General features: G+C 69.3%; 18 protein-coding genes. All 18 read right to left on the bottom strand.

Going from position 1 to position 20,508, the window contains the following annotated elements:
• Window positions 1–28 precede the first annotated feature (28 nt).
• The gene (gene nuoN, locus AB0J06_RS14415; RefSeq protein ID WP_357428403.1) at window positions 29–1,597 is read right to left on the bottom strand and encodes an NADH-quinone oxidoreductase subunit NuoN; all 1,569 of its coding nucleotides are present in this window, start codon (window positions 1,595–1,597) and stop codon (window positions 29–31) included.
• Window positions 1,594–3,123, bottom strand: a complete 1,530-nt coding sequence (locus AB0J06_RS14410; protein ID WP_357428401.1) for an NADH-quinone oxidoreductase subunit M — start codon at window positions 3,121–3,123, stop codon at window positions 1,594–1,596. The genes nuoN and AB0J06_RS14410 overlap by 4 nt, the downstream gene beginning before the upstream one ends.
• Window positions 3,120–5,039 (bottom strand): NADH-quinone oxidoreductase subunit L, encoded by a 1,920-nt coding sequence (gene nuoL / locus AB0J06_RS14405; RefSeq protein WP_357428399.1) that lies wholly within the window; start codon window positions 5,037–5,039, stop codon window positions 3,120–3,122. The genes AB0J06_RS14410 and nuoL overlap by 4 nt, the downstream gene beginning before the upstream one ends.
• Before the next feature lie 12 nt (window positions 5,040–5,051).
• Window positions 5,052–5,351: an NADH-quinone oxidoreductase subunit NuoK gene (nuoK, locus tag AB0J06_RS14400; RefSeq protein ID WP_091561127.1), complete on the bottom strand. Its 300-nt coding sequence runs from the start codon at window positions 5,349–5,351 to the stop codon at window positions 5,052–5,054.
• Complete coding sequence (locus AB0J06_RS14395) at window positions 5,348–6,121, bottom strand: NADH-quinone oxidoreductase subunit J (RefSeq protein WP_357428396.1); 774 nt, start codon at window positions 6,119–6,121, stop codon at window positions 5,348–5,350. Before AB0J06_RS14395 ends, nuoK begins: the two co-directional genes overlap by 4 nt.
• Window positions 6,118–6,702, bottom strand: coding sequence for an NADH-quinone oxidoreductase subunit NuoI (gene nuoI, locus AB0J06_RS14390; protein WP_357428395.1), 585 nt, complete (start codon window positions 6,700–6,702; stop codon window positions 6,118–6,120). The genes AB0J06_RS14395 and nuoI overlap by 4 nt, the downstream gene beginning before the upstream one ends.
• 1 nt (window position 6,703) lies before the next feature.
• A complete protein-coding gene (nuoH, locus tag AB0J06_RS14385; RefSeq protein ID WP_357428393.1) occupies window positions 6,704–8,095 on the bottom strand; it encodes an NADH-quinone oxidoreductase subunit NuoH in 1,392 nt (463 codons plus the stop codon).
• Window positions 8,096–8,174: 79 nt separating this feature from the next.
• A complete protein-coding gene (locus tag AB0J06_RS14380) occupies window positions 8,175–10,661 on the bottom strand; it encodes an NADH-quinone oxidoreductase subunit G (RefSeq protein WP_357428391.1) in 2,487 nt (828 codons plus the stop codon).
• Window positions 10,661–11,977, bottom strand: a complete 1,317-nt coding sequence (gene nuoF / locus AB0J06_RS14375; RefSeq protein ID WP_357428389.1) for an NADH-quinone oxidoreductase subunit NuoF — start codon at window positions 11,975–11,977, stop codon at window positions 10,661–10,663. Before nuoF ends, AB0J06_RS14380 begins: the two co-directional genes overlap by 1 nt.
• Complete coding sequence (nuoE, locus tag AB0J06_RS14370; RefSeq protein WP_357428456.1) at window positions 11,974–12,948, bottom strand: NADH-quinone oxidoreductase subunit NuoE; 975 nt, start codon at window positions 12,946–12,948, stop codon at window positions 11,974–11,976. The genes nuoF and nuoE overlap by 4 nt, the downstream gene beginning before the upstream one ends.
• Window positions 12,945–14,276, bottom strand: a complete 1,332-nt coding sequence (locus tag AB0J06_RS14365) for an NADH-quinone oxidoreductase subunit D (protein ID WP_357428387.1) — start codon at window positions 14,274–14,276, stop codon at window positions 12,945–12,947. The genes nuoE and AB0J06_RS14365 overlap by 4 nt, the downstream gene beginning before the upstream one ends.
• Window positions 14,273–15,001, bottom strand: coding sequence for an NADH-quinone oxidoreductase subunit C (locus tag AB0J06_RS14360; RefSeq protein WP_357428455.1), 729 nt, complete (start codon window positions 14,999–15,001; stop codon window positions 14,273–14,275). Before AB0J06_RS14360 ends, AB0J06_RS14365 begins: the two co-directional genes overlap by 4 nt.
• Before the next feature lie 100 nt (window positions 15,002–15,101).
• Window positions 15,102–15,773, bottom strand: a complete 672-nt coding sequence (locus tag AB0J06_RS14355; RefSeq protein WP_357428385.1) for an NADH-quinone oxidoreductase subunit B family protein — start codon at window positions 15,771–15,773, stop codon at window positions 15,102–15,104.
• Window positions 15,774–15,782: 9 nt separating this feature from the next.
• Entirely contained in the window at window positions 15,783–16,148 is a 366-nt protein-coding gene (locus AB0J06_RS14350; RefSeq protein WP_357428453.1) for an NADH-quinone oxidoreductase subunit A, read from the bottom strand.
• 134 nt (window positions 16,149–16,282) lie between these two features.
• Window positions 16,283–17,560 (bottom strand): geranylgeranyl reductase family protein, encoded by a 1,278-nt coding sequence (locus tag AB0J06_RS14345; RefSeq protein WP_357428383.1) that lies wholly within the window; start codon window positions 17,558–17,560, stop codon window positions 16,283–16,285.
• 97 nt (window positions 17,561–17,657) lie between these two features.
• Window positions 17,658–17,918, bottom strand: a complete 261-nt coding sequence (locus AB0J06_RS14340; RefSeq protein ID WP_357428381.1) for a hypothetical protein — start codon at window positions 17,916–17,918, stop codon at window positions 17,658–17,660.
• A 94-nt stretch (window positions 17,919–18,012) separates the two neighbouring features.
• Window positions 18,013–18,723, bottom strand: coding sequence for a demethylmenaquinone methyltransferase (locus AB0J06_RS14335; RefSeq protein WP_357428379.1), 711 nt, complete (start codon window positions 18,721–18,723; stop codon window positions 18,013–18,015).
• 570 nt (window positions 18,724–19,293) lie between these two features.
• A complete protein-coding gene (mqnC, locus tag AB0J06_RS14330; RefSeq protein WP_357428377.1) occupies window positions 19,294–20,484 on the bottom strand; it encodes a cyclic dehypoxanthinyl futalosine synthase in 1,191 nt (396 codons plus the stop codon).
• Window positions 20,485–20,508 lie beyond the last annotated feature (24 nt).

The following is a 20,508-nucleotide window of genomic DNA, read 5'->3' as shown; positions in this document are numbered from 1 at the left end:
GCCCCCGGTCGGGGGCGGCGGGCACAACTTACGGCACAAATTCGGCGGCGCGGTTGGTCAGGTCGAGCAACGACTCCGGCGCCACACCGAGCACCAAGGTGGCCACCACGCCGATGGTGAGCGCCGCGGCGGTCAACCCGCCCGGAACCAGCACGGTCGGCGTCGACTCGCCCGGCTCGCTCAGCCACATCATGACCACGACCCGCAGGTACGGGAAGGCGAGAATCATGCTGCTCAGCACGCCGACGATGACCAGCCAGTTGTGGCCGGCGCCGGACGCCGCCCCGAAGACCGCGAACTTGCTGGTGAAGCCGCTGGTCACCGGGATACCCGCGAAGGCCAGCAGGATGAACGTGAAGACTCCGGCGAAGAGTGGGGAACGCCGGCCGAGTCCCGCCCAGCGGGACAGGTGCGTCGCTTCGCCGTCCGCGTCCCGGACCAGCGTGACGACACCGAAGGCGGCGATCACCGTGAAGCCGTACGCCACCAGGTAGAACATCGTGCTGGCGAGGCCCTCCTTGCTGATCGCGAGCGCGCCGACCAGAAGGTAGCCGGCGTTCGCCACGGACGAGTAGGCGAGCAGCCGCTTGATGTCGGTCTGGGTGACCGCGAGCACCGAGCCGACGAGCATCGTGAGGACCGCCACCGCGCCGAGCACCGGCGCGTACGCCCACTCCGCACCGCCGAACGCGACGTGCAGCACGCGCAGCAGGGCGCCGAACGCGGCGACCTTCGTGCAGGCGGCCATGAAGCCGGTGATCGGGGTCGGCGCGCCCTGGTAGACGTCGGGCGTCCACACGTGGAACGGAGCCGCGGCCGCCTTGAAGAGCAGACCGACCGCGATCAGCGCGATGCCGGCGTAGAGCAGCGCCGGGCTGACGGGCGAGTTCCGGACCGCCTCCTGGATGGTGGCGAAGTCGACGCCGCCGCCGTTGTCGCCGGGGCCGACCGGGGTGCCCGCCGTGAAGCCGTAGACCAGCGCCAGTCCGAAGAGGAAGAACGCCGAGGCGTACGCGCCGAGCATGAAGTACTTCAGCGCCGCTTCCTGGCTCAGCAGCCGCCGGCGGCGGGCCAGGGCGCAGAGCAGGTAGAGCGGGAGCGAAAGGACCTCGAGCGCGACGAACATGGTCAGCAGGTCGCTCGCCGCGACGAAGAGCAGCATGCCGCCGAGGGCGAAGAGCGCCAGCGGGTAGACGTCGGTCGCGCCGGGCTCCCGTACCGTCTGGTCGCGGTCGGCGTCCGAGCCGACAACGATCGCGGCCTGGGCGACGAACGGGCCGCCGCGCTCCAGCGAGCGCTCACCGATGAGCAGGATCGACACCACGCCCAGCACGAGGATCGCGCCCTGCAGGAACAGCGTCGGGCCGTCGATGGCGATCGCCCCACCGGCGGTGACGGTCCGGGTGTCGGCGTGCAGCACGACGGTGACCAGCGCGGCCACCATGGCCGCGAGCGACAGGACGAGCTGTACGACGTGGCGCATCGCCCGCGGCACGAACGCCTCGACGAACACACCGACGCAGGACGCCCCGAACAGGATCAGCATCGGGGCGATCGCCCCGTAGTTGATGGACGGGAGTCCGAGCGACTCTGTCATTTCGCGGCCTCCGTGGTGACCGCCGTCGGCGCGGGGTCGGATTTGCCGACGTCCTCCATGGTGGCCTGGACGGCGGGGTTGATGACGTCGGTGACCGGCTTCGGATAGAAGCCGAGCAGCAGGATCAGGGCGATCAGCGGAGCGACCACCACCTTTTCCCGCACGGTGAGGTCGCGGCGCATGCCCTCGATCGCCGGGAGCGCCGGGTTGAGCGTGCCCTGCGTGGTGCGCTGCACCATCCAGAGCACATAGGCGGCGGCCAGGATGACACCGAGGGTCGCGATGACCGCGACCGTCTTGTTGACCGCGAAGGTGCCGAGCAGCACCAGGAACTCGGAGATGAACGGCGCCGTACCGGGCAGGGCCAGCGAGGCGAGACCGGCGAAGAAGAGCACGCCGGCCAGGACCGGGACGAGCTTGCCGGCGCCGCCGAAGTCACTGACCAGGGCGGAGCCACGCCGCGACACCAGCATGCCGACGACCAGGAAGAGCAGCCCGGTCGCCAGACCGTGGTTGAGCATGTACAGCACCGCGCCGGTGCCGGCCTGGCTGGTGAAGGCGAAGATGCCGACACCGATGAAGCCGAAGTGCGCGATCGACGTGTACGACACGAGCCGCTTGAGGTCGTTCTGACCGACCGCCAGCAGCGCCGCGTAGATGATGCCGATCAGCGCCAGCGCCATCGCATAGGGCGCGAACCACTTCGACGCCTCGGGGAAGAGCGGCAGGCAGTAGCGGAGGATGCCGAACGTGCCGACCTTGTCCATCACACCGACCAGCAGCGCCGCCGAACCCGCCGGCGCCGCGGCGCCCGAGTCGGGGAGCCATGTGTGGAACGGGAAGAACGGCGCCTTGATCGCGAAGGCGATGAAGAAGCCGAGGAAGAGCCAGCGCTCCGTCCCGGTGGACATGTCGATCTGGGTCAACGACTGCCAGTCGAAGGTGCGTCCGCCGACGACCCACAGGCCGATCACGGCGGCGAGCATGAACAGACCGCCGACGAGCGAGTAGAGGAAGAACTTCACCGCCGCGTACTGGCGCTGGTGACCGCCGTAACTGCCGATGAGGAAGTACATCGGCACCAGCATGACCTCGAAGAACACGTAGAACAGGAAGACGTCGGCGGCGGCGAAGACACCGATCATTGTGGCCTCGAGGACCAGCAGCAGGGCGAAGTAGACCGGGACCGACCGCTTGAGCTTGTCCGCGTCGTGCCACGAGGCAAGGATCACCAGCGGCACGAGCACGGCGATGAGCATCAGCATCACCAGCGCGATGCCGTCCGCCGCGAACGTGAAGTTGACGCCCCAGGAGGGGATCCACGAGTAGGACTCGCGGAACTGGAACCGCTCGCCACCCGCCTTGAACGCCACCCACATCACGATGGCCAGCACCAGGACGGCCAGCGACCAGCCGAACGCGACCCGCTTGGCCAGCTCGGGTCTCGTGCGTGGCAGGAACGCCACGACGAGCGCGCCGAGCAGCGGCGCCACGGTCAGCACCGACAAGAACGGAAACTCTGTCACGCCAGCCATCCCATCTGAAGGGCGAGGAACGCCGCGACCACCAGCAGGGCGCCGGCGAGCACCGACATCGCGTACGACCGGACGTACCCGGTCTGCAGCCGCCGCAGCCGGCCCGAACCGCCGCCGACGGCGGCCGCGAGCAGGTTGACGCCACCGTCGATGACCTTGCCATCGAGGAACACCAGGGCGCGGGTCAGGTAGATGCCGGGCTTCTCGAAGACAGCCTCGTTGAAGGCGTCGGTGTAGAGGTTCTTCCGCGCCGCGGTGACGACCGGGCCCGCCGGCAGCTCCTGGGGCGCGGTGCCCTTGCGGAACAGCACGTACGCCAGGCCGACGCCGATCACCGTGACCGCGATGGAGAGCACGGTGATGGTGACGTGCGACAGGAGCGCCTCGTGCCCCTCCTCCTGCGCGCCGAGGACCGGGGTCAGCCAGTCCGGCACCGAGGTGGCCATCAGCCAGCCGGCGGCGACCGAGCCGACCGACAGCAGGATCAGCGGGATCGTCATCACCGGCGGCGACTCGTGCGGGTGCTCGATCTCATCGGTCCACCGCTTGGGGCCGTGGAAGGTGAGCACGAAGAGCCGCGTCATGTAGAAGGCGGTCAGGCCGGCGCCGAGCAGCGCGGCGCCGCCGTAGAGCCAGGCGGTCCAGCCGTGCCGGGCGAAGGCGGCGACGATGATCGGCTCCTTGGTGAAGAAGCCGGAGAGCGGCGGGATGCCGATGATCGCGAGCCAGCCGGTGGCGAAGGTGATCCAGGTGACCTTCATGTACTTCGACAGGCCGCCGAAGCGCCGGATGTCGGTCTGCTCGTGCATGCCGTGCATGACCGAGCCGGCGCCGAGGAACATGTTGGCCTTGAAGAAGCCGTGCGCGAGCAGGTGGACGATCGCGAGCGCGTACGCCCCGCCGCCGAGCCCGACGCCGAGGAACATGTAGCCGATCTGGCTCACCGTCGACCAGGCGAGGATCCGCTTGATGTCGTCCTTGGCGCAGCCGATGACGCAGCCGATCAGCAGGGTGAGCGCGCCGACGCTGACCACCACGGTCTGCAGCGTCGGGTTGGCGGTGAAGATCGGGTTGGACCGCGCGATCAGGTAGACGCCCGCGGTGACCATCGTCGCGGCGTGGATCAGCGCGGAGACCGGGGTGGGACCCTCCATCGCGTCGGGCAGCCATGCCTGGAGCGGGAACTGGCCGGACTTGCCGGCGGCACCGAGCAGGAGCAGCAGCCCCATCGTCAGGATGATGCCGGCGGTGAGCGCCCCGACGCCGTTGAACACCGCGTCGAACTGGGTGGTGCCGAGCGTGGCGAACATGATGAAGATCGCGATGAGCAGGCCGGCGTCGCCGATCCGGTTCATCAGGAACGCCTTCTTACCGGCGGTGGCCGCGGACGGCAGGTGGTTCCAGAAGGAGATCAGCAGGTACGACGCGAGGCCCACGCCTTCCCAGCCGAAGAAGAGCATCACGTAGTTGTTGCCGAGCACCAGCAGCAGCATCGCCGCGACGAAGAGATTGAAGTACGCGAAGAAGCGGCGCCGACCGGGGTCGTGCTCCATGTAGCCGACGGCGTAGAGGTGGATCAGGGATCCGACGCCGGTGATGAGCAGGACGAAGACCGCCGACAGCGGGTCGAAGAGCATGCCGAAGTCGACCTTCAGGCTGCCGACCTCGATGAACTTCCACAGGCTCAGCTCGACCGACCGGTTGGCCAACCCGCGCAGCTGGAGAAAGTAGGTCACGCCCAGCACGAAGCTCGCCGCGATGCTGGCCACACCGAGCCAGTGACCCCACCGGTCGGCCCGGCGGCCGAGCAGCAGCAGGACGGCGGCGCTGGCCAGCGGAATGGCCACGAGCAGCCACACGCTACTCAGCAGCCCCGTGGCCTGGGCGTACTGCACAGTCTCTTCCACTTGGGGGCCCCTTTAGTACTTGAGCAGGTTCGCGTCGTCGACGCTCGCCGAGCGTCGAGTCCGGAAGATCGACATGATGATGGCGAGGCCCACCACGACCTCGGCCGCCGCAACCACCATGACGAAGAACGCCATGATCTGACCGTTGAGGTTGCCGTTGATCCGGCTGAACGTGACGAGCGCCAGGTTCGCCGAGTTGAGCATCAGCTCGACGCACATGAACAGCACGATCGCGTTGCGCCGGATCAGCACTCCCACCGCGCCGATGGTGAAGAGCACCGCCGCGAGGATCACGTAGTAGTCAGGAGTCACTTTTCCGTCCCCTTCAGCGCGGCCTCGGACGAGGTCAGCTCACGCGTGGGCAGGATCTTGGAGTGCGTGGTGTCGCTCAGCGTGCCGTCCGGCAGTCGCGCCGGGGTGGCCACCGAGGTGGAGGTGGCGAAGACGCCGGGGCCGGCCTTCGGGCCGGGGTAGTTGCCCGGCGCGAAGCGGGCCCGCATCTGCTCCACCTGGGTGAGCCGCTCCCCCTTGCGCCGCTCGACGTGCGCCAGCACCATCGCGCCGACGGCGGCGGTGATCAGCAGCGCCGAGGTGACCTCGAAGGCGAAGACGTACCTGGTGAAGAGCAGGCGGGAGATCCCCTGCACGTTGCCGTTGGCGTTGGCCGCGTCCAGGCCGACCGCGCTGGTGCCCTCGAGCGCCCGGAACAGCCCGGTGCCGATGAGCGCGGCGAAGGCCACACCGAGCACGAGCGCGGCGACCCGCTGCCCGCGCAGCGTCTCGATCAGCGAGTCGGACGAGTCCCGGCCGACCAGCATGAGGACGAAGAGGAAGAGCATCATGATCGCGCCGGTGTAGACGATGATCTGCACCATGCCGATGAATGGCCCGGACTGCAGGACGTAGAAGACGCCCAGACAGAGCATGGTCAGCACCAGCCAGAGCGCCGAGTGGACGGCGTTACGCGCCCACACCATGCCGATCGCGCCCAGCAGGGCGAGCGGGGCGAGGATCCAGAACGTGACCGCCTCGCCGGTGGAGACGTGCTGGCTCGCCGCCAGCACTGTCTGCGCCGTCGTCATTTCCTGTCTCCCGTCGCACCGGAGCCGTCGACCGTCCCGGTCTCGGACCAGGGGGCCCGCTCGGCGCCGGCCGAGGTGCCCGGGTTGGTCAGCGCACCGACGTAGTAGTCCTTTTCGGTGTCACCCAGCCGCATCGGGTGCGGCGGCTGCTCCATACCCGGCAGCAGCGGAGCGAGCAGCTGCTCCTTGGTGAAGATCAGATCCTGCCGGGAGTCGCGGGCCAGCTCGTACTCGTTGCTCATGGTCAGCGAACGGGTCGGGCACGCCTCGATGCAGAGACCGCAGAAGATGCAGCGGGCGTAGTTGATCTGGTAGACGCTGGCGTACCGCTCACCGGGCGAGAAGCGCTGCTGCTCGGTGTTGTCGCCACCCTCGACGTAGATCGCATCGGCCGGGCAGGCCCAGGCGCAGAGTTCGCACCCGATGCACTTCTCCAGGCCGTCCGGGTGCCGGTTGAGGATGTGCCGCCCGTGGTAGCGGGGGGCCGAGACCGGCGGCTTGAACGGATAGTCGGTGGTGATGACCTTCCGGAACATGTGGGAGAAGGTCACGCCGAAGCCTTTGACGGAACCGAATGCCATCTCACACCTCCTTTTCGTCGGAGCTTGCCGGACCGGCCCCGTCCGTTGCCGTGGCCCCGGACGTCGTGCTCGCCATCGCGGGCTGCCGCTCGGCGACGGCCCGACGTGCCCGGGGGCTCGGCGGCACCTGCAGGTCCAGCGGCGGGACGGGGAAGCTCCCCTTCGGCCGCCGGGCGATCTGCTGATCCAGCGTCGGCACCGGCGGCGCCGTGCGGGTGGGCCAGAGCAGCGTGATCAGCAGTACGGCGAGGATGAGACCGCCGATGATGGTGTAGCGGGTGCCGCTGGCGGTCGTCTGGTTCTGGATCGTCTTGATGCCGGCGAGCGCCAGGATCCAGACCAGGTTGACCGGGATCAGCACCTTCCAGCCGAAGCGCATGAACTGGTCGTAGCGCAGCCGCGGCAGCGTGGCCCGCAGCCAGATGAAGCCGAAGAGCAGGATCAGCACCTTGCCGAGGAACCAGAGCATCGGCCACCAACCGGAGTTGGCGCCGGCCCAGAAGCTGATCGGCCACGGCGCCCGCCATCCGCCCAGGAAGAGCGTGGTGCAGACCGCCGAAACGGTGATCATGTTGATGTACTCGGCGAGGTAGAACATCGCGAACTTGAACGACGAGTATTCGGTGTGGAAGCCACCGACCAGCTCGGACTCGGCCTCGGGAAGGTCGAACGGGGCCCGGTTGGTCTCGCCGACCGCCGAGATCGCGTAGATGATGAAGCTCGGCAGCAGCAGCACGCAGTACCAGCCCGGTGCGGTGAACTCCATGTCGAAGAACGTGACCGGGTTGCCGTTCTCCTGCGCGCGGACGATCTCCGAGGTCGACATGGTGCCGGCGGTCATGAAGACCGCGACGAAGGAGAGCCCCATCGCGACCTCGTACGAGATCATCTGGGCGCTGGAGCGGAGCGCGCCGAGGAGCGGGTAGGTCGAGCCGGACGCCCAGCCCGCGAGCACGACGCCGTAGATGCCCATGCCGGAGCAGGCCAGCACCAGCAGCACCGACACCGGGGTGTCGGTGAGCTGCAGCGGGGTGCGCTCTCCGAAGATCGACACCGTCGGCCCGAACGGGATCACCGAGAACGCCGTGAACGCGCAGACCGCCGAGATCACCGGGGCGAGGAAGTAGACGACCTTGTCGGCCGTCTTCGGGATGATCTCTTCCTTGAACGGCAGCTTCAAACCGTCGGTCAGCGACTGCAGCCAGCCGTTCGGCCCGACCTGGTTGGGGCCGGGGCGCTGCGCCATCCGCGCGACGACCTTGCGCTCGTAGTTGATCGTGAAGAGCGTCAACAGGAGCAGCATCGCGAAGACGCCGACGACCTTCACCAGCACCAGCCACCAGACCTCGTTGCCGAAGTCCTGCAGCGTGGGGCTCTGGGCGAGGTATGTCACTTGGCCCACCTTCCGTTCGCGACTGCCCGCGTCTCAGCGGCCGGGAGCGGCCGGACGGCCGCGAGCTCACTCCTCGCGCTCACGCGACACCGCCTGCGTTGAGCAGCGGCCCCGGACGGCCGGTGGCGTCCGCCGCGACCGTACGTCCGGCGGAAACCCGCACGACCGCCCCGGACGTGACGCCGAGGCTGCGCCGGACGGTCGAACCGGGTGAGTTGGTCGGCAGCCACACCACGCCCTCGGGCATGTCGGTGATCGCCGCCGGAAGGGTGAGACCACCGCGGTCGGTGTCGACCGTGACAGCCTCGCCGTCGGCGACGCCGAGCGTCTCCGCCGTACCCTTCGCCAGCCGGACCACCGGCACCCTCGCCGTGCCACCGAGGTGTTCGTCGCCGTCGGTCAGCGCGCCGAGGTCGATCAGGTGGTGCCAGGTCGCCAGCACGGCCTCGCCGTCCCCGCCCCGCCGCGCGGCGGCCGGCTCGACCGCCGGAGCGGCCGGGCGGTCCGCGCGGGTCGCCGGCAGCGTGCCCAGCTCGCGGCGGATGCCGTTGACGTCGGCGGTGCCGAGGGTGACACCCAACTGCGCCGCGATCGCGTCGAGCACGCGGCCGTCGTTCATCGCCGTCGTGTTGAGCACCGCCTCGAACGTCCGCAGACGCCCTTCCCAGTCGACGAAGCTGCCGGCCTTCTCGACCACCGGCGCGACCGGAAGGACCACGTCGGCCCGGCGGCTCACGGCGCTGTGCCGCACCTCCAGGCTGACCAGGAACGGCACCGTGTCGAGCGCCTCTTCGGCGAGGCGCGGGTCGGCCAGGTCGGCCGGGTCCACTCCGGCGACGACCAGCGCGCCGATGCGGCCCTCGGCCGCCGCCGCGATGATCCCGTCGGTGTCCCGTCCGACCCGGCTCGGGATGACCCCGGCCGCCAGGTCCCACGCGCCGGCCAGCTCGGCCCGCGCCACCGCGTCGCCGACCGGACGGGCGCCCGGCAGCAGATTGGGCAGGCAGCCGGCGTCGACAGCACCCCGGTCGCCTGCGCGCCGCGGCACCCAGGCCAGCTTCGCCCCGGTACGGGCGGCGAGCGCGGCGGCCGCCGACAGTCCGCCCGGGACGGAGGCGAGCCGCTCACCGACCAGCAGGATCGCGCCCTCGACGCCGAGCGCCTCGGCCACGGCCGCGTCGTCGGCCAGCACCCGGCCCTCGTCGCCGGGGACCGTGGTCACCAGCGTCGCGCCGAGCTTCTCGAACGCACGGGTCGCGAACGGGGCGACCGCCAGCACGCGCAGCCGCTTCTTCGTGTAGGCCTTGCGCAGCCGGAGGAAGAGGATGGGGCACTCTTCCTCGGGCTCCAGGCCGACGATCACCACGGCCGGCGCCTTCTCGACGTCGGCGTAGGTGACGTCGGTGCTACCGGCGACGCGGGCGGCCAGGAACTCGGTCTCCTCGGCGGAGACCGGCCGGGCGCGGAAGTCGATGTCGTTGGTGTGCAGCGCGACCCGGGCGAACTTCGCGTACGCGTACGCGTCCTCGACAGTGAGCCGGCCCCCGGTGAGCACCCCGACGCCGTGCGCGCCGTCACGGGCCTTGCGCAGCCCGTCGGCGGCGACGGCGAACGCCTCGCTCCACGATGCCTCGCGCAGCTCACCGGTCTTGGCGTCGCGCACGAGCGGGTTGGTCATCCGGTCGAAGGCGGTGGCGTACCGGAAGCCCCACCGGCCCTTGTCGCAGTTCCACTCCTCGTTCACCGCGGCGTCGTCGCCGGCCAGTCGACGCATCACCTTGCCGCGGCGGTGGTCGGTGCGCTGGGCGCAGCCGGCCGAGCAGTGCTCGCAGACGCTCGGCGTGGAGACCAGGTCGAACGGGCGGGCGCGGAAGCGGTACTGGGCACCGGTGAGCGCGCCCACCGGGCAGATCTGCACGGTGTTGCCGGAGAAGTAGGAGTTGAAGGGGACGTCGCCTTCGCCGCCCTCTTCGCCTCCGTACACCTCGTCGCGGTAGACGTTGATCTGCTCGCCGGACGAGCGGTCCATCAGGTCGATGAACTTGTCGCCCGCGATCTCCTCGGAGAACCGGGTGCAGCGCTGGCAGAGCACGCAGCGTTCCCGGTCGAGGAGGACCTGGCTGGAGATGTTGACCGGCTTCTCGTACTCGCGCTTCTGCTCGTGGAACCGCGAGTCGGTGCGCCCGGTCGACATGGCCTGGTTCTGCAGCGGGCACTCGCCGCCCTTGTCACACATCGGGCAGTCGAGCGGGTGGTTGACCAGGAGCAGCTCCATGATCCCCTCCTGGGCCTTCTTGGCCACGGGAGAGGTGAGCTGGGTCCGGACGACCATGCCGTCGGCGACGGTCTGGGTGCACGAGGCGACCGGCTTGCGCTGGCCCTCCACATCGACCAGGCACTGGCGGCAGGCGCCAGCCGGGGCGAGCAGCGGGTGGTCGCAGAAGCGCGGGATCTCGATGCCCAACTGCTCGGCGACCCGGATGAGCAGCGCACCCTTCGGCGCGGTCACCTCGATGCCGTCGATGGTGAGCGTGACGGTGTCGGCCGCCTTGGCTACCTCGGTCATTAGTGCGCTCCCACGAGGGTCTTCGCCGACAGCTTGGGCGCCGTCCGACCCTCGATGTAGTCCACGTAGTCCTGCTTGAAGAACTTCAGTGAGGAGGTCACCGAACTGGTGGCGCCGTCACCGAGGCCGCAGAACGAGCGGCCCAGGATGTTGTCGCAGGTGTCCAGCAGGGTGTCGAGGTCCTCGTGCGTGCCCTGGCCGGCGAGGATCCGCCGGTAGACGCGCACCATCCAGTAGTTGCCCTCCCGGCACGGGGTGCACTTGCCGCACGACTCGTGGTGGTAGAACTCCAGCCACCGGTACGTCGCGTAGACCGGGCAGTCCTGGTCGGAGAAGATCTGCGTCGCCGTGGTGCCCAGGATGGAGCCCGCCCCGGCGACCCCCTCGAAGTCCATCGGCACATCGAGGTGCTCGGCGGTGAGCAGCGGCGTCGACGATCCGCCGGGTGTCCAGAACTTCAGGTTGTGCCCGGGCTGCATGCCACCCGCGAGTTCGATGAGCTCGCGCAGCGTGATCCCCATCGAGGCCTCGTACTGCCCGGGGTTGGCGATCCGGCCGGAGAGCGAGTAGATCATCGGCCCGGAGGACTTCTCCGTGCCCATCGTCTTCCACCAGGCCGCGCCACCGAGCACGATGTACGGCACGCTGGCGATGGTGCCGACGTTGTTGACCACCGTGGGGCAGGCGTAGAGGCCGTGGGTCGCCGGGAACGGCGGGCGGAGCCGGGGCTGACCGCGGAAGCCCTCCAGCGAGTCCAGCAGCGCGGTCTCCTCGCCACAGATGTAGGCGCCGGCGCCGCTGTGCACGACCAGATCGAGGTCGAAACCGGAGCCCATGATGTTCGAGCCCAGGTAGCCGGCCTTGTACGCCTCGGCGACCGCGTTGCGCAGCCGACGCGCGGCGTGCACCGCCTCACCGCGGATGTAGATGTAGGCCCGGTTCGCCCGGATCGCGTACGACGCGATGATCACGCCCTCGACCAGCGAGTGCGGGTCGTGCGTCATCAGCGGCAGGTCCTTGCAGGTGCCCGGCTCGCCTTCGTCGGCGTTGACCACCAGGTAGTGCGGCTTCCCGTCGTTCTGCGGGATGAAGCCCCACTTGAGACCGGTGGGAAAGCCCGCGCCACCACGACCGCGCAGCCCCGAGTCCTTCACCAACTGGATCAGGTCGTCGGGGTGGACGGCGAGCGCCTTCCGCAGGGCGGCGTAGCCGTCGAGCCGCTCGTAGACGTCGAGCCGCCAGGCGTCCGGCGACAGCCAGCGCTTGGTGAGGACCGGGGTCAGCTTCTCCAGCGTCTCCCGCCGAGGCTGAGTCACTTGTCTGCCTCCTTCGGCGATGCCGCCGAGTCACCGGCCGGCTTGCCATCACTGGCGGGCTTGTTGGCCGCCACCCCGGCCGCCTCGGCGGCCTTGGCGTCGTCCGCCGGCGCCGGCCCGTCGGCGGGAACCTTGGTGCCGGGCGCGTCCGGAACCGCGGTCTTGGCGTCCGGCGCCCGCGTCTCGGCGGCACGGATCTCCGGCGACTTGTCCTGCGGCGCCTTCACGTCCGGCGCGGTGGTCCCGGTCGCCGCGGCCGGGGTCTTCGTCGCCGTCGCGCCCCCGTCCTGCTTGCTGACGATCGGGGTGTTCGGGTCGAAGCCCGGCACCGAGACGCCGTGCTGCTGGGCCAGGCGCAGACCGCGCAGGGTGGCGTCGCCGGCCGGTCCTTCGCCGACCGCGCCGTCGCGGGTGTCGGCGAACCCGGCGAGCTGCAGCGACATCTCCTTGAGCGTGCAGAGCCGCGGGCCACGGGTCGGCATCGGCCGCCCGCCGCCGCGCAGTTCGTCCACGACCGCGACCGCGCTGTCCGGGTCGACCTTGTCGAAGAAGTCGTAGTTGACCGTCATGACCGGGCCGTAGTCGCAGGCCGCCAGGCACTCGGCGTGCTCGAGCGTGATGGTGCCGTCGGCCGTCGTCTCGTCGTGCCCCACACCCAGGTGCTCGGTCAGCGTGTCGTAGACCTGCTGACCGCCGAGCACGTTGCACATCGTGTTGGTGCAGACGCTGACCAGAAAGTCCCCGGTCGGGCGGCGCTTGTACATCGTGTAGAAGGTGGCCACCGCGCCGACCTGGGCCTTGTTCAGGCCCAGCACCTCGGCGCAGAACGCGACGCCGGCCGGCGACACGTAGCCCTCCTCCGACTGCACCAGGTGCAGCAGCGGCAGCAGCGCCGAGCGCGACCGGTCGGCGGGGTACCGCGCGATGATCTCGCGCGCCCGCTCCCGGGTCTCTTCACTGAAAGACATCAGCGGTCACACCCACCCATCACGGGGTCCAGTGAGGCGCCGCCGGCGATCACGTCCGCCAGCAGTGCGCCCTCGGCCATCGCGGGGATGGCCTGCAGGTTGACGAAGCTCGGCTCCCGGTAGTGCACCCGGTAGGGGCGCGTGCCGCCGTCGGAGACCGCGTGCACACCCAGCTCACCGCGGGGGCTCTCGATCGCGACGTAGACCTGCCCCGGCGGGACGCGGAAGCCCTCGGTGACGAGCTTGAAGTGGTGGATCAGCGACTCCATCGACTGACCCATGATCTTCGCGACGTGCTCGAGCGAGTTGCCCATGCCGTCGACGCCGATCGCGAGCTGCGCCGGCCAGGCGACCTTCTTGTCCGCCACCATGATCGGGCCGGGCTTGAGCCGGTCGACCGCCTGCTGCACGATCTTCATCGACTCGCGGATCTCGGCGAGCCGCACCAGGTAGCGGCCCCACACGTCGGCCGTCGTCGCGGTCGGCACGTCAAACTCGTACGTCTCGTAGCCGCAGTACGGCATCGTCTTGCGCAGGTCCCAGGCGAGCCCGGCCGAGCGCAGCACCGGACCCGTGACGCCCAGCGCGAGGCAGCCCGTCACATCCAGCACCGCCACGCCCTGCGTGCGGTCCTTCCAGATGATCTGGCCGCTGAGCAGGTCCTCGTACTCCTTGAGCCGCTTGGGCAGGTAGTCGAGGAACTCGTGGATCTTCTTGACGGCCTCGTCCGGCACGTCCTGCGCGACGCCGCCCGGCCGGATGTACGCCATGTTCATCCGCAGCCCCGAGCAGAGCTCGAAGATGTCCAGGATGTACTCGCGCTCCCGGAAGCCGTAGAGCATCATCGAGATCGCGCCGAGCTCCATGCCGGTCGTCGCCAGCCAGACCAGGTGCGAGGAGATCCGGTTGAGCTCCATCATGAGCACGCGGATCGTGTTCGCCCGCTCGGTGATCTGGTCCTCGATGCCGAGGAGCCGCTCGACCGCGAGGGCGTAACCGGTCTCGTTGAAGATCGGCGCGAGGTAGTCCATGCGGGTGACGAAGGTCGTCCCCTGCACCCAGTTGCGGTATTCGAGGTTCTTCTCGATGCCGGTGTGCAGATAGCCGACGACCGGGCGGGCCTCACGGACCGTCTCGCCCTCCAGCTCCAGGACCAGCCGGAGCACGCCGTGGGTCGACGGGTGCTGCGGACCCATGTTGACGACGATCCGCTCGTCCATGGGGTCCGTGCCGCTGACGACCGAGTCCCAGTCACCGCCGGTGACCGTGAAGACCTTGCCCTCGGTGGTCTCGCGCTCCTGCGCGTAGCTCGGATTGGTGGAAGTGCTCACTGGTAGCTCCTCCGCTCGTCGGGAGGGGGAATCTGTGCACCCTTGTACTCGATCGGCACGCCGCCGAGCGGGTAGTCCTTGCGCTGCGGGTGGCCCTCCCAGTCGTCCGGCATGAGGATCCGGGTGAGGCTGGGGTGGCCGTCGAAGATGACGCCGAACATGTCGTACGTCTCCCGCTCCTGCCAGTCGGCCGTCGGGTAGACGCTGGTCACCGTCGGCAGGTGCGGCTCGGCGACCGGGACCGCCGCCTCCAGCCGCACCCGACGCCGGTAGGTCATCGAGGTCAGGTGGTAGGTGATGTGCAGCCGCCGCTCGTCGGAGCCGAGGTAGTCGACCCCGGAGACCGAGGAGCAGAGCTCGAAGCGGAGCGACTCGTCGTCCCGCATCACCTGGCACACCTCGGCGATCTTGTCCGGTCGGATGTGCAGGGTGAGCTCACCCCGGTCCACGACGACCTTCTCGATCGCGTCGGCGAAGGCCGGGTAGGCCTCCTCCAGCGCGTCGTAGACCTCGTCGAAGTAACCGCCGAACGGCCGCGGGCTGTCCACGGCCAACGTACGGCGCCGGACGAGGCCGCCGAAGCCGGACGTGTCACCGGAGCCGTGGATGCCGAACATGCCTTGGCCCGCGGGGCTCGCCGGCGGGTGCTCGGCGGGTGCCCCGCTGGTCGCGCCGACCGGCGGAGCCGAAACCGGCACGCCGCCGCCCGGCTTCTCACTCGGCACCTGGTTCTGCGGCGATCGGACGCTGTCCCGGTCCGGGGACTGACTCACCGGGTCACCTTCCCGTTCGCGACTGCGGGGCTCGCAAGCTCACTCCTCGCGCTCACCGGGCACCGCCGTGAATGTGATTCTGGGCCTTCATCCAGTTCTCGATCCGCAACTGTTCCTCGCGCCCCTCGCGGACCGCGGCCTCCCACTCGGCCCGACGCTTCTTGTCGGAGCGGTAGGAGGAGGGCATCGCGCCGGGCGCCACCACGGGGACGTCACCGCGGGCGATCCGGGCTTCGAGCATCTTGCGGCCGTTGGGGCCGAGCGGCTGCGCCATGACCTTCTCGCGCAGCTTGAGGATCGCGTCGATCAGCATCTCCGGACGCGGCGGGCAGCCGGGCAGGTACATGTCGACCGGCACGATGTGGTCGACGCCCTGCACGATGGCGTAGTTGTTGAACATGCCGCCGGACGATGCGCAGACGCCCATCGAGATGACCGAGCGGGGCTCGGGCATCTGGTCGTAGATCTGGCGGACGACCGGCGCCATCTTCTGGCTCACCCGTCCAGCCACGATCATCAGGTCGGCCTGCCGCGGCGAGGCGCGGAACACCTCCATGCCCCATCGACCGAGGTCGTAGTGGGGGGTGCCGGCCGCCATCATCTCGATCGCGCAGCAGGCAAGGCCGAAGGTAGCTCCCCAGAACGACGACTTACGCGCCCAGTTGGACAGCTTCTCGACCGAGGTGAGCAGGATGCCGCTCGGCAGTTTCTCCTCGATACCCATGGCGAATCCTCAGTCCCAGTCCAGGCCGCCACGCCGCCACACGTAGGCGTACGCGATGAACACGGAGCCAATGAAGAGGAGCATCTCGACGAACCCGAAGAGACCGAGCGCGTTGAACGACACGGCCCAGGGGTAGAGGAAGATGACCTCGATGTCAAAGATGATGAACAGCATCGCGGTCAGATAGAACTTGATCGGGAAGCGCCCGCCACCGATCGGCTGCGGCGTAGGCTCAATCCCACACTCGTACGCCTCGAGCTTCGCCCGGTTGTAGCGCTTCGGCCCGACGATTGGCGCGATCGCCACGGAGAAGAGCGAGAAGAGCGCGCCCAGGACCAACAGCCCCACAATGGGCACCCACGCGGAGAGTGACACCGTCTCCTCCTGCCGTTCCACCAGTTGATCAGAATCACACTATTCGCAATAACAACCGCTGCTCCGACCGGGGTCACCCGGCCCCCGCAATGCCTTCGCTCGCGCTGCGGAGCTCGCAAGCTCACTCCGCACGCTCACACCGCGGGTGCCACCTTGGACATCGCGTTGATGATCCGGTCCATCGCGTCGCCGCCACGCGGGTCGGTGAGGTTGGCGAGCAATTTGAGCACGAATCGCATCAGCGTTGGGTGCGGCATGCCGTGCTTGGTGGCGATTCGCATGATCTGCGGGTTGCCGATGACCTTCACGAACATCCCGCCGAGACGGTAATAACCGCCGTAACGGGCCTTGAGCTCGGCCGGATACTGGGCGAGCGCGCGCTCGCGGTCGGGGCCGGCCGGGCGGGCGAGTGCCTGCACCGCGATCTCGGCGGCAAGTTCACCCGACTCCATGGCGTAGGGGATGCCCTCGCCGTTGAACGGGTTGACCATGCCGCCGGAGTCGCCGACGAGCAGCACGCCACGGGTGTAGTGCGGGACGCGGTTGAAGCCCATCGGCAGTGCGGCGCCGAGGATGGGACCGTCCGCGTTCGCGTCGTCGTTCAGTCCCCACTCCGGCGGGGTGTTGGCGAGCCAGTCGGTCAGCAGCCGGCGGTAGTTGGTCTTGCCGAAAGCCGTGGACGAGTTGAGCACCCCGAGGCCGGCGTTGACGCGGCCGTCACCGAGGCCGAAGATCCAGCCGTATCCCGGAAGGAGCTTGTCGCCCCCCTCCCGGCTGCGCAGTTCCAGCCACGACTCCAGGTAGTCGTCGTTGTGGCGCGCGGGCGACTTGTAGTAGCGCCGGACCGCCACGCCGATCGGCCGGTCCTCGCGCTTGGCCAGGCCGAGCGCGAGCGGGAAGCGGCCGGAGACACCGTCGGCGGCGACGACGAGCGGCGCGTGGAAGGTGACCGGCGCCTTCTCCGGACCGACCTCGGTGGAGACGCCGATGACGCGGCCGGTCGGGTCGAGGACCGGCGCGACGACGTTGGTGTTGGTACGCAGCACGGCCCCGGCGGCAACGGCGCGCTGCGCGAGCAGGTCGTCGAAGTCGAGCCGGGTGCGGACCAGGCCGTAGTCGGGGAAGCTCGCCAACTCCGGCCAGTCGAGCTCGAGTCGGACCCCGCCGCCGATCACCCGCAGGCCGCGGTTGGGCAGCCAGCCAGCCTCGGGCGAGGTGTCGACGCCGAGCTTGATGAGCTGCTTGACCGCGCGCGGCGTCAGACCGTCGCCGCAGACCTTCTCGCGCGGAAACTCGGTCTTCTCCAGCAGCAGGACTCGCACACCGTGCCGGGCCAGGTGATAGGCAGTGGCGGAGCCACCGGGACCGGCGCCGATGACGATGACATCGGCTTCGTTGTCGCTCACGGCCACCTCCCCTTCCCGTCCTGAACGCTCGTGAAATGCTTCACAAGCGACGTCCGGGGAGGAGTCTATGACCGCGACGGCACGCCCGCCCGGTTAGGTGCGCCTAACTCGGCGAGGTGGGGGCCATCGGGCCCGGAAGGCCGGGTCCGGCCAGAGTGCCGTCCTCCCGGTGCCCGTCGCGGAAGGCGCCGCCGGTCACCCGGTCCAACTCCGCGAGTACGTCGGTGACCACCTGCCGTACCGCCGGATCGTGCGCGGCGAGCGCCCGGATCCGCGCGATCAGCTCCATGGTGTTCTCGTCCCCCGGTGCCGCGTGCTCCGTTGTCACCTGCTCACCGTTGACCGGCTCGTGCTCCCCCATCATGCGGGCAGCCTACGCGCGCAAAGTGGACCAATGAGCGGTAATCACACACTCCGGAGCCCGCATCAAAACGGGTGTCAGCGTGCCGGCCGTGTCCCTAGTCCCGAACGGCGCGATGGAGCGCGACGATCCCTCCGGTGAGGTTCCGCCAGGCCACCGCCCCCCATCCCGAGCCACCGATCCGTCCGGCCAGTGCGGCCTGATCCGGCCACTCCTGAATGGACTCGGCGAGATAGACGTAGGCGTCGGGGTTGCTCGACACCGCGCGGGCGACCGTCGGCAGGGAGCGCATGAGGTAGGACAGGTAGGCGGTGCGGAACGCCGGGTTGGTCGGGCGGCTGAACTCGCAGACGACCAGCCGTCCCCCCGGCCGGGTCACCCGCGCCAGTTCGCGCAGCGCCGCGTCGGTGTCCACCACGTTGCGCAGCGCGAACGAGATGGTCACCGCGTCGAAGGTGGCATCGGGAAAGGGCAGCGCGAGCGCGTCACCGGCCAGCAGCGGCACCTGCGGCCGCACCCGACGGCCGGCGCGCAGCATGCCGAGCGAGAGATCCAACCCCACGGCCCGCCCGCCGGACAGGGCCAGTTCGGCGGTGGAGACGCCGGTGCCGGCGCCGACGTCGAGAACGCGGTCGCCGGGGTGCAGCCCGAGCGCCTGGCGGGTCGCCCGCCGCCAGCCACGGTCCTGTCCGAAGGAGAGGACCGTATTGGTCAGGTCGTACCGGCCCGCCACGCCGTCGAACATCGCGGCGACCTCATGGGGCTGCTTCTCCAGGGTGGCGCGGTGCCCGCGCGATGTCCGGCTCACACGTATAACTCTGCCAGCCGGCCGGCGGTGACCTCGGCCCGGGTCCGCGGCCAAGATCGCCTTTTCGCTCGACGGACGGCCTCCGGCGACCCCGGATCCCCGAGGCGGCGGTCGCGGCACGAACACCGCGGGCGGGGTGACCGGTCGCCCCGCCCGCGATGCCGTGCGTTATATGTACGGCCCACGCGGGCCGCTGGAGGACAACATCCACGACGACGGCTTCCGTCGCCGCGCGAAGACCGACGAGCGGGGACGCTAGCGGTCCCCGCCGGCGTCCGCTACCTCTGCTCGGCGCGAAAGAACCAGTCGAACGCAGGTCATTCGTACTAAATACAACGATTTAGCAGAATTGAAGGCGCGGGTCACTCGGCGTCTCCCACCCTCGCGGCGGAGACATGTCCACCAGATCGCGTCCCGAACATCGACCGATCGGCGTACCGCGCCGGTGGCCGCCCGTCAGGCGGACCGCCGCAGGTCGCCCGAAGTCACCCTGCCGGAAGTCGAGTGCAGACAGGTCGACGGTGACCTGGATCATCACCGATCAAACGACCGAAGCGGTAACGCTCCGTATCAGCCGGCATCGACAAGCGGTAGCGTCTTGCCGGCACCACCGCCCGGCAGGGCGATCGAGGAGAAGTGCGAGACGATCCGCTCATCGCTCGGGTCCTCGTCCGGCGTGCGATGCACCGCCAGGTGCCGGTAGAGCGTGTCGCGCTGGGCGGGGATCCGGCCCGCGGAGCGGATCATCCAGATCAGCTCCTGCAGGTTGGAACGGTGACGGGCGCCGGCGGAGGAGATCACGTTTTCCTCCAACATGATCGACCCGAGATCGTCGACCCCCATGTGGAGCGCCAACTGCCCCACGTCCTTGCCCGTCGTGAGCCAGGACGCCTGCAGGTGCGGGACGGTCTCGAAGAAGAGCCGGGCCACCGCGATCAGCCGCAGGTATTCCAGGGTGGTCGCCTGCGTGCGTCCCTTCAGGTGGTTGTTCTCGGGCTGGTAGGTCCACGGGATGAAGGAGCGGAACCCGCCCGTGCGGTCCTGCACGTCGCGGATCATCCGCATGTGCTCGATGCGCTCGGCGGCGGTCTCCCCCGTACCCATCATCATGGTCGCGGTGGACTCGACCCCGAGCCGATGCGCGAGTTCCATGACCTCCAACCACCGCGCGCCCGACTCCTTGAGCGGGGCGATGGCCTGCCGCGGGCGGTCCGGGAGCATCTCCGCGCCGGCGCCCGCGATCGAGTCCAGACCGGCGGCCTTGATCCGGCTGATCGCCTCCTCCAGGGAGACCCCGGAGACCTTCGCCATGTGCAGGATCTCGCTCGGACCGATCGAGTGGATCACCAGGTCGGGGTAGGCGGCCTTCACCGAGGAGAAGAGCTCCTCGTAGTACTCCACGCCGTAGTCCGGGTGGTGGCCGCCCTGCAACATCACCTGCGTCGCGCCGAGCTCGACCGCCTCACCGCACCGGCGGAGGATCTCCTCCATCGGGTGCGTCCACCCCTCGGCGTGCTTGGGTGCGCGGTAGAACGCGCAGAACTTGCAGGCCGTGACACAGACGTTGGTGTAGTTGATGTTGCGGTCGATCAGGTACGTGACGATGTTGTCGGGATAGCGTCGACGACGCACCGCGTCGGCCGCCTCGCCGAGGGCGTGGAACGGCGCGTCGGTGTACAGCAGCAGCGCCTCCTCGGGCGTGATCCGTCCGCCATCGGCGCCGCGCTGCAGGATGCTGTCAATCTCCCGGCTCTCAGTCACGTCCTTGAGCGTACGTGGCCGCTC

Source organism: Micromonospora sp. NPDC049679 (assembly GCF_040659735.1).
Taxonomy (GTDB): Bacteria; Actinomycetota; Actinomycetes; order Mycobacteriales; family Micromonosporaceae; genus Micromonospora_I.
This window is presented reverse-complemented; position numbering and strand designations above follow the sequence as displayed.

Coding starts and splice junctions, on each gene's coding strand:
- nuoN (WP_357428403.1), bottom strand. CDS start 1,597: ATGACAGAGTCGCTCGGACTCCCGTCCATCAACTACGGGGCGATCGCC.
- AB0J06_RS14395 (WP_357428396.1), bottom strand. CDS start 6,121: ATGACGACGGCGCAGACAGTGCTGGCGGCGAGCCAGCACGTCTCCACC.
- nuoI (WP_357428395.1), bottom strand. CDS start 6,702: ATGGCATTCGGTTCCGTCAAAGGCTTCGGCGTGACCTTCTCCCACATG.
- AB0J06_RS14380 (WP_357428391.1), bottom strand. CDS start 10,661: ATGACCGAGGTAGCCAAGGCGGCCGACACCGTCACGCTCACCATCGAC.
- AB0J06_RS14355 (WP_357428385.1), bottom strand. CDS start 15,773: ATGGGTATCGAGGAGAAACTGCCGAGCGGCATCCTGCTCACCTCGGTC.
- AB0J06_RS14340 (WP_357428381.1), bottom strand. CDS start 17,918: ATGATGGGGGAGCACGAGCCGGTCAACGGTGAGCAGGTGACAACGGAG.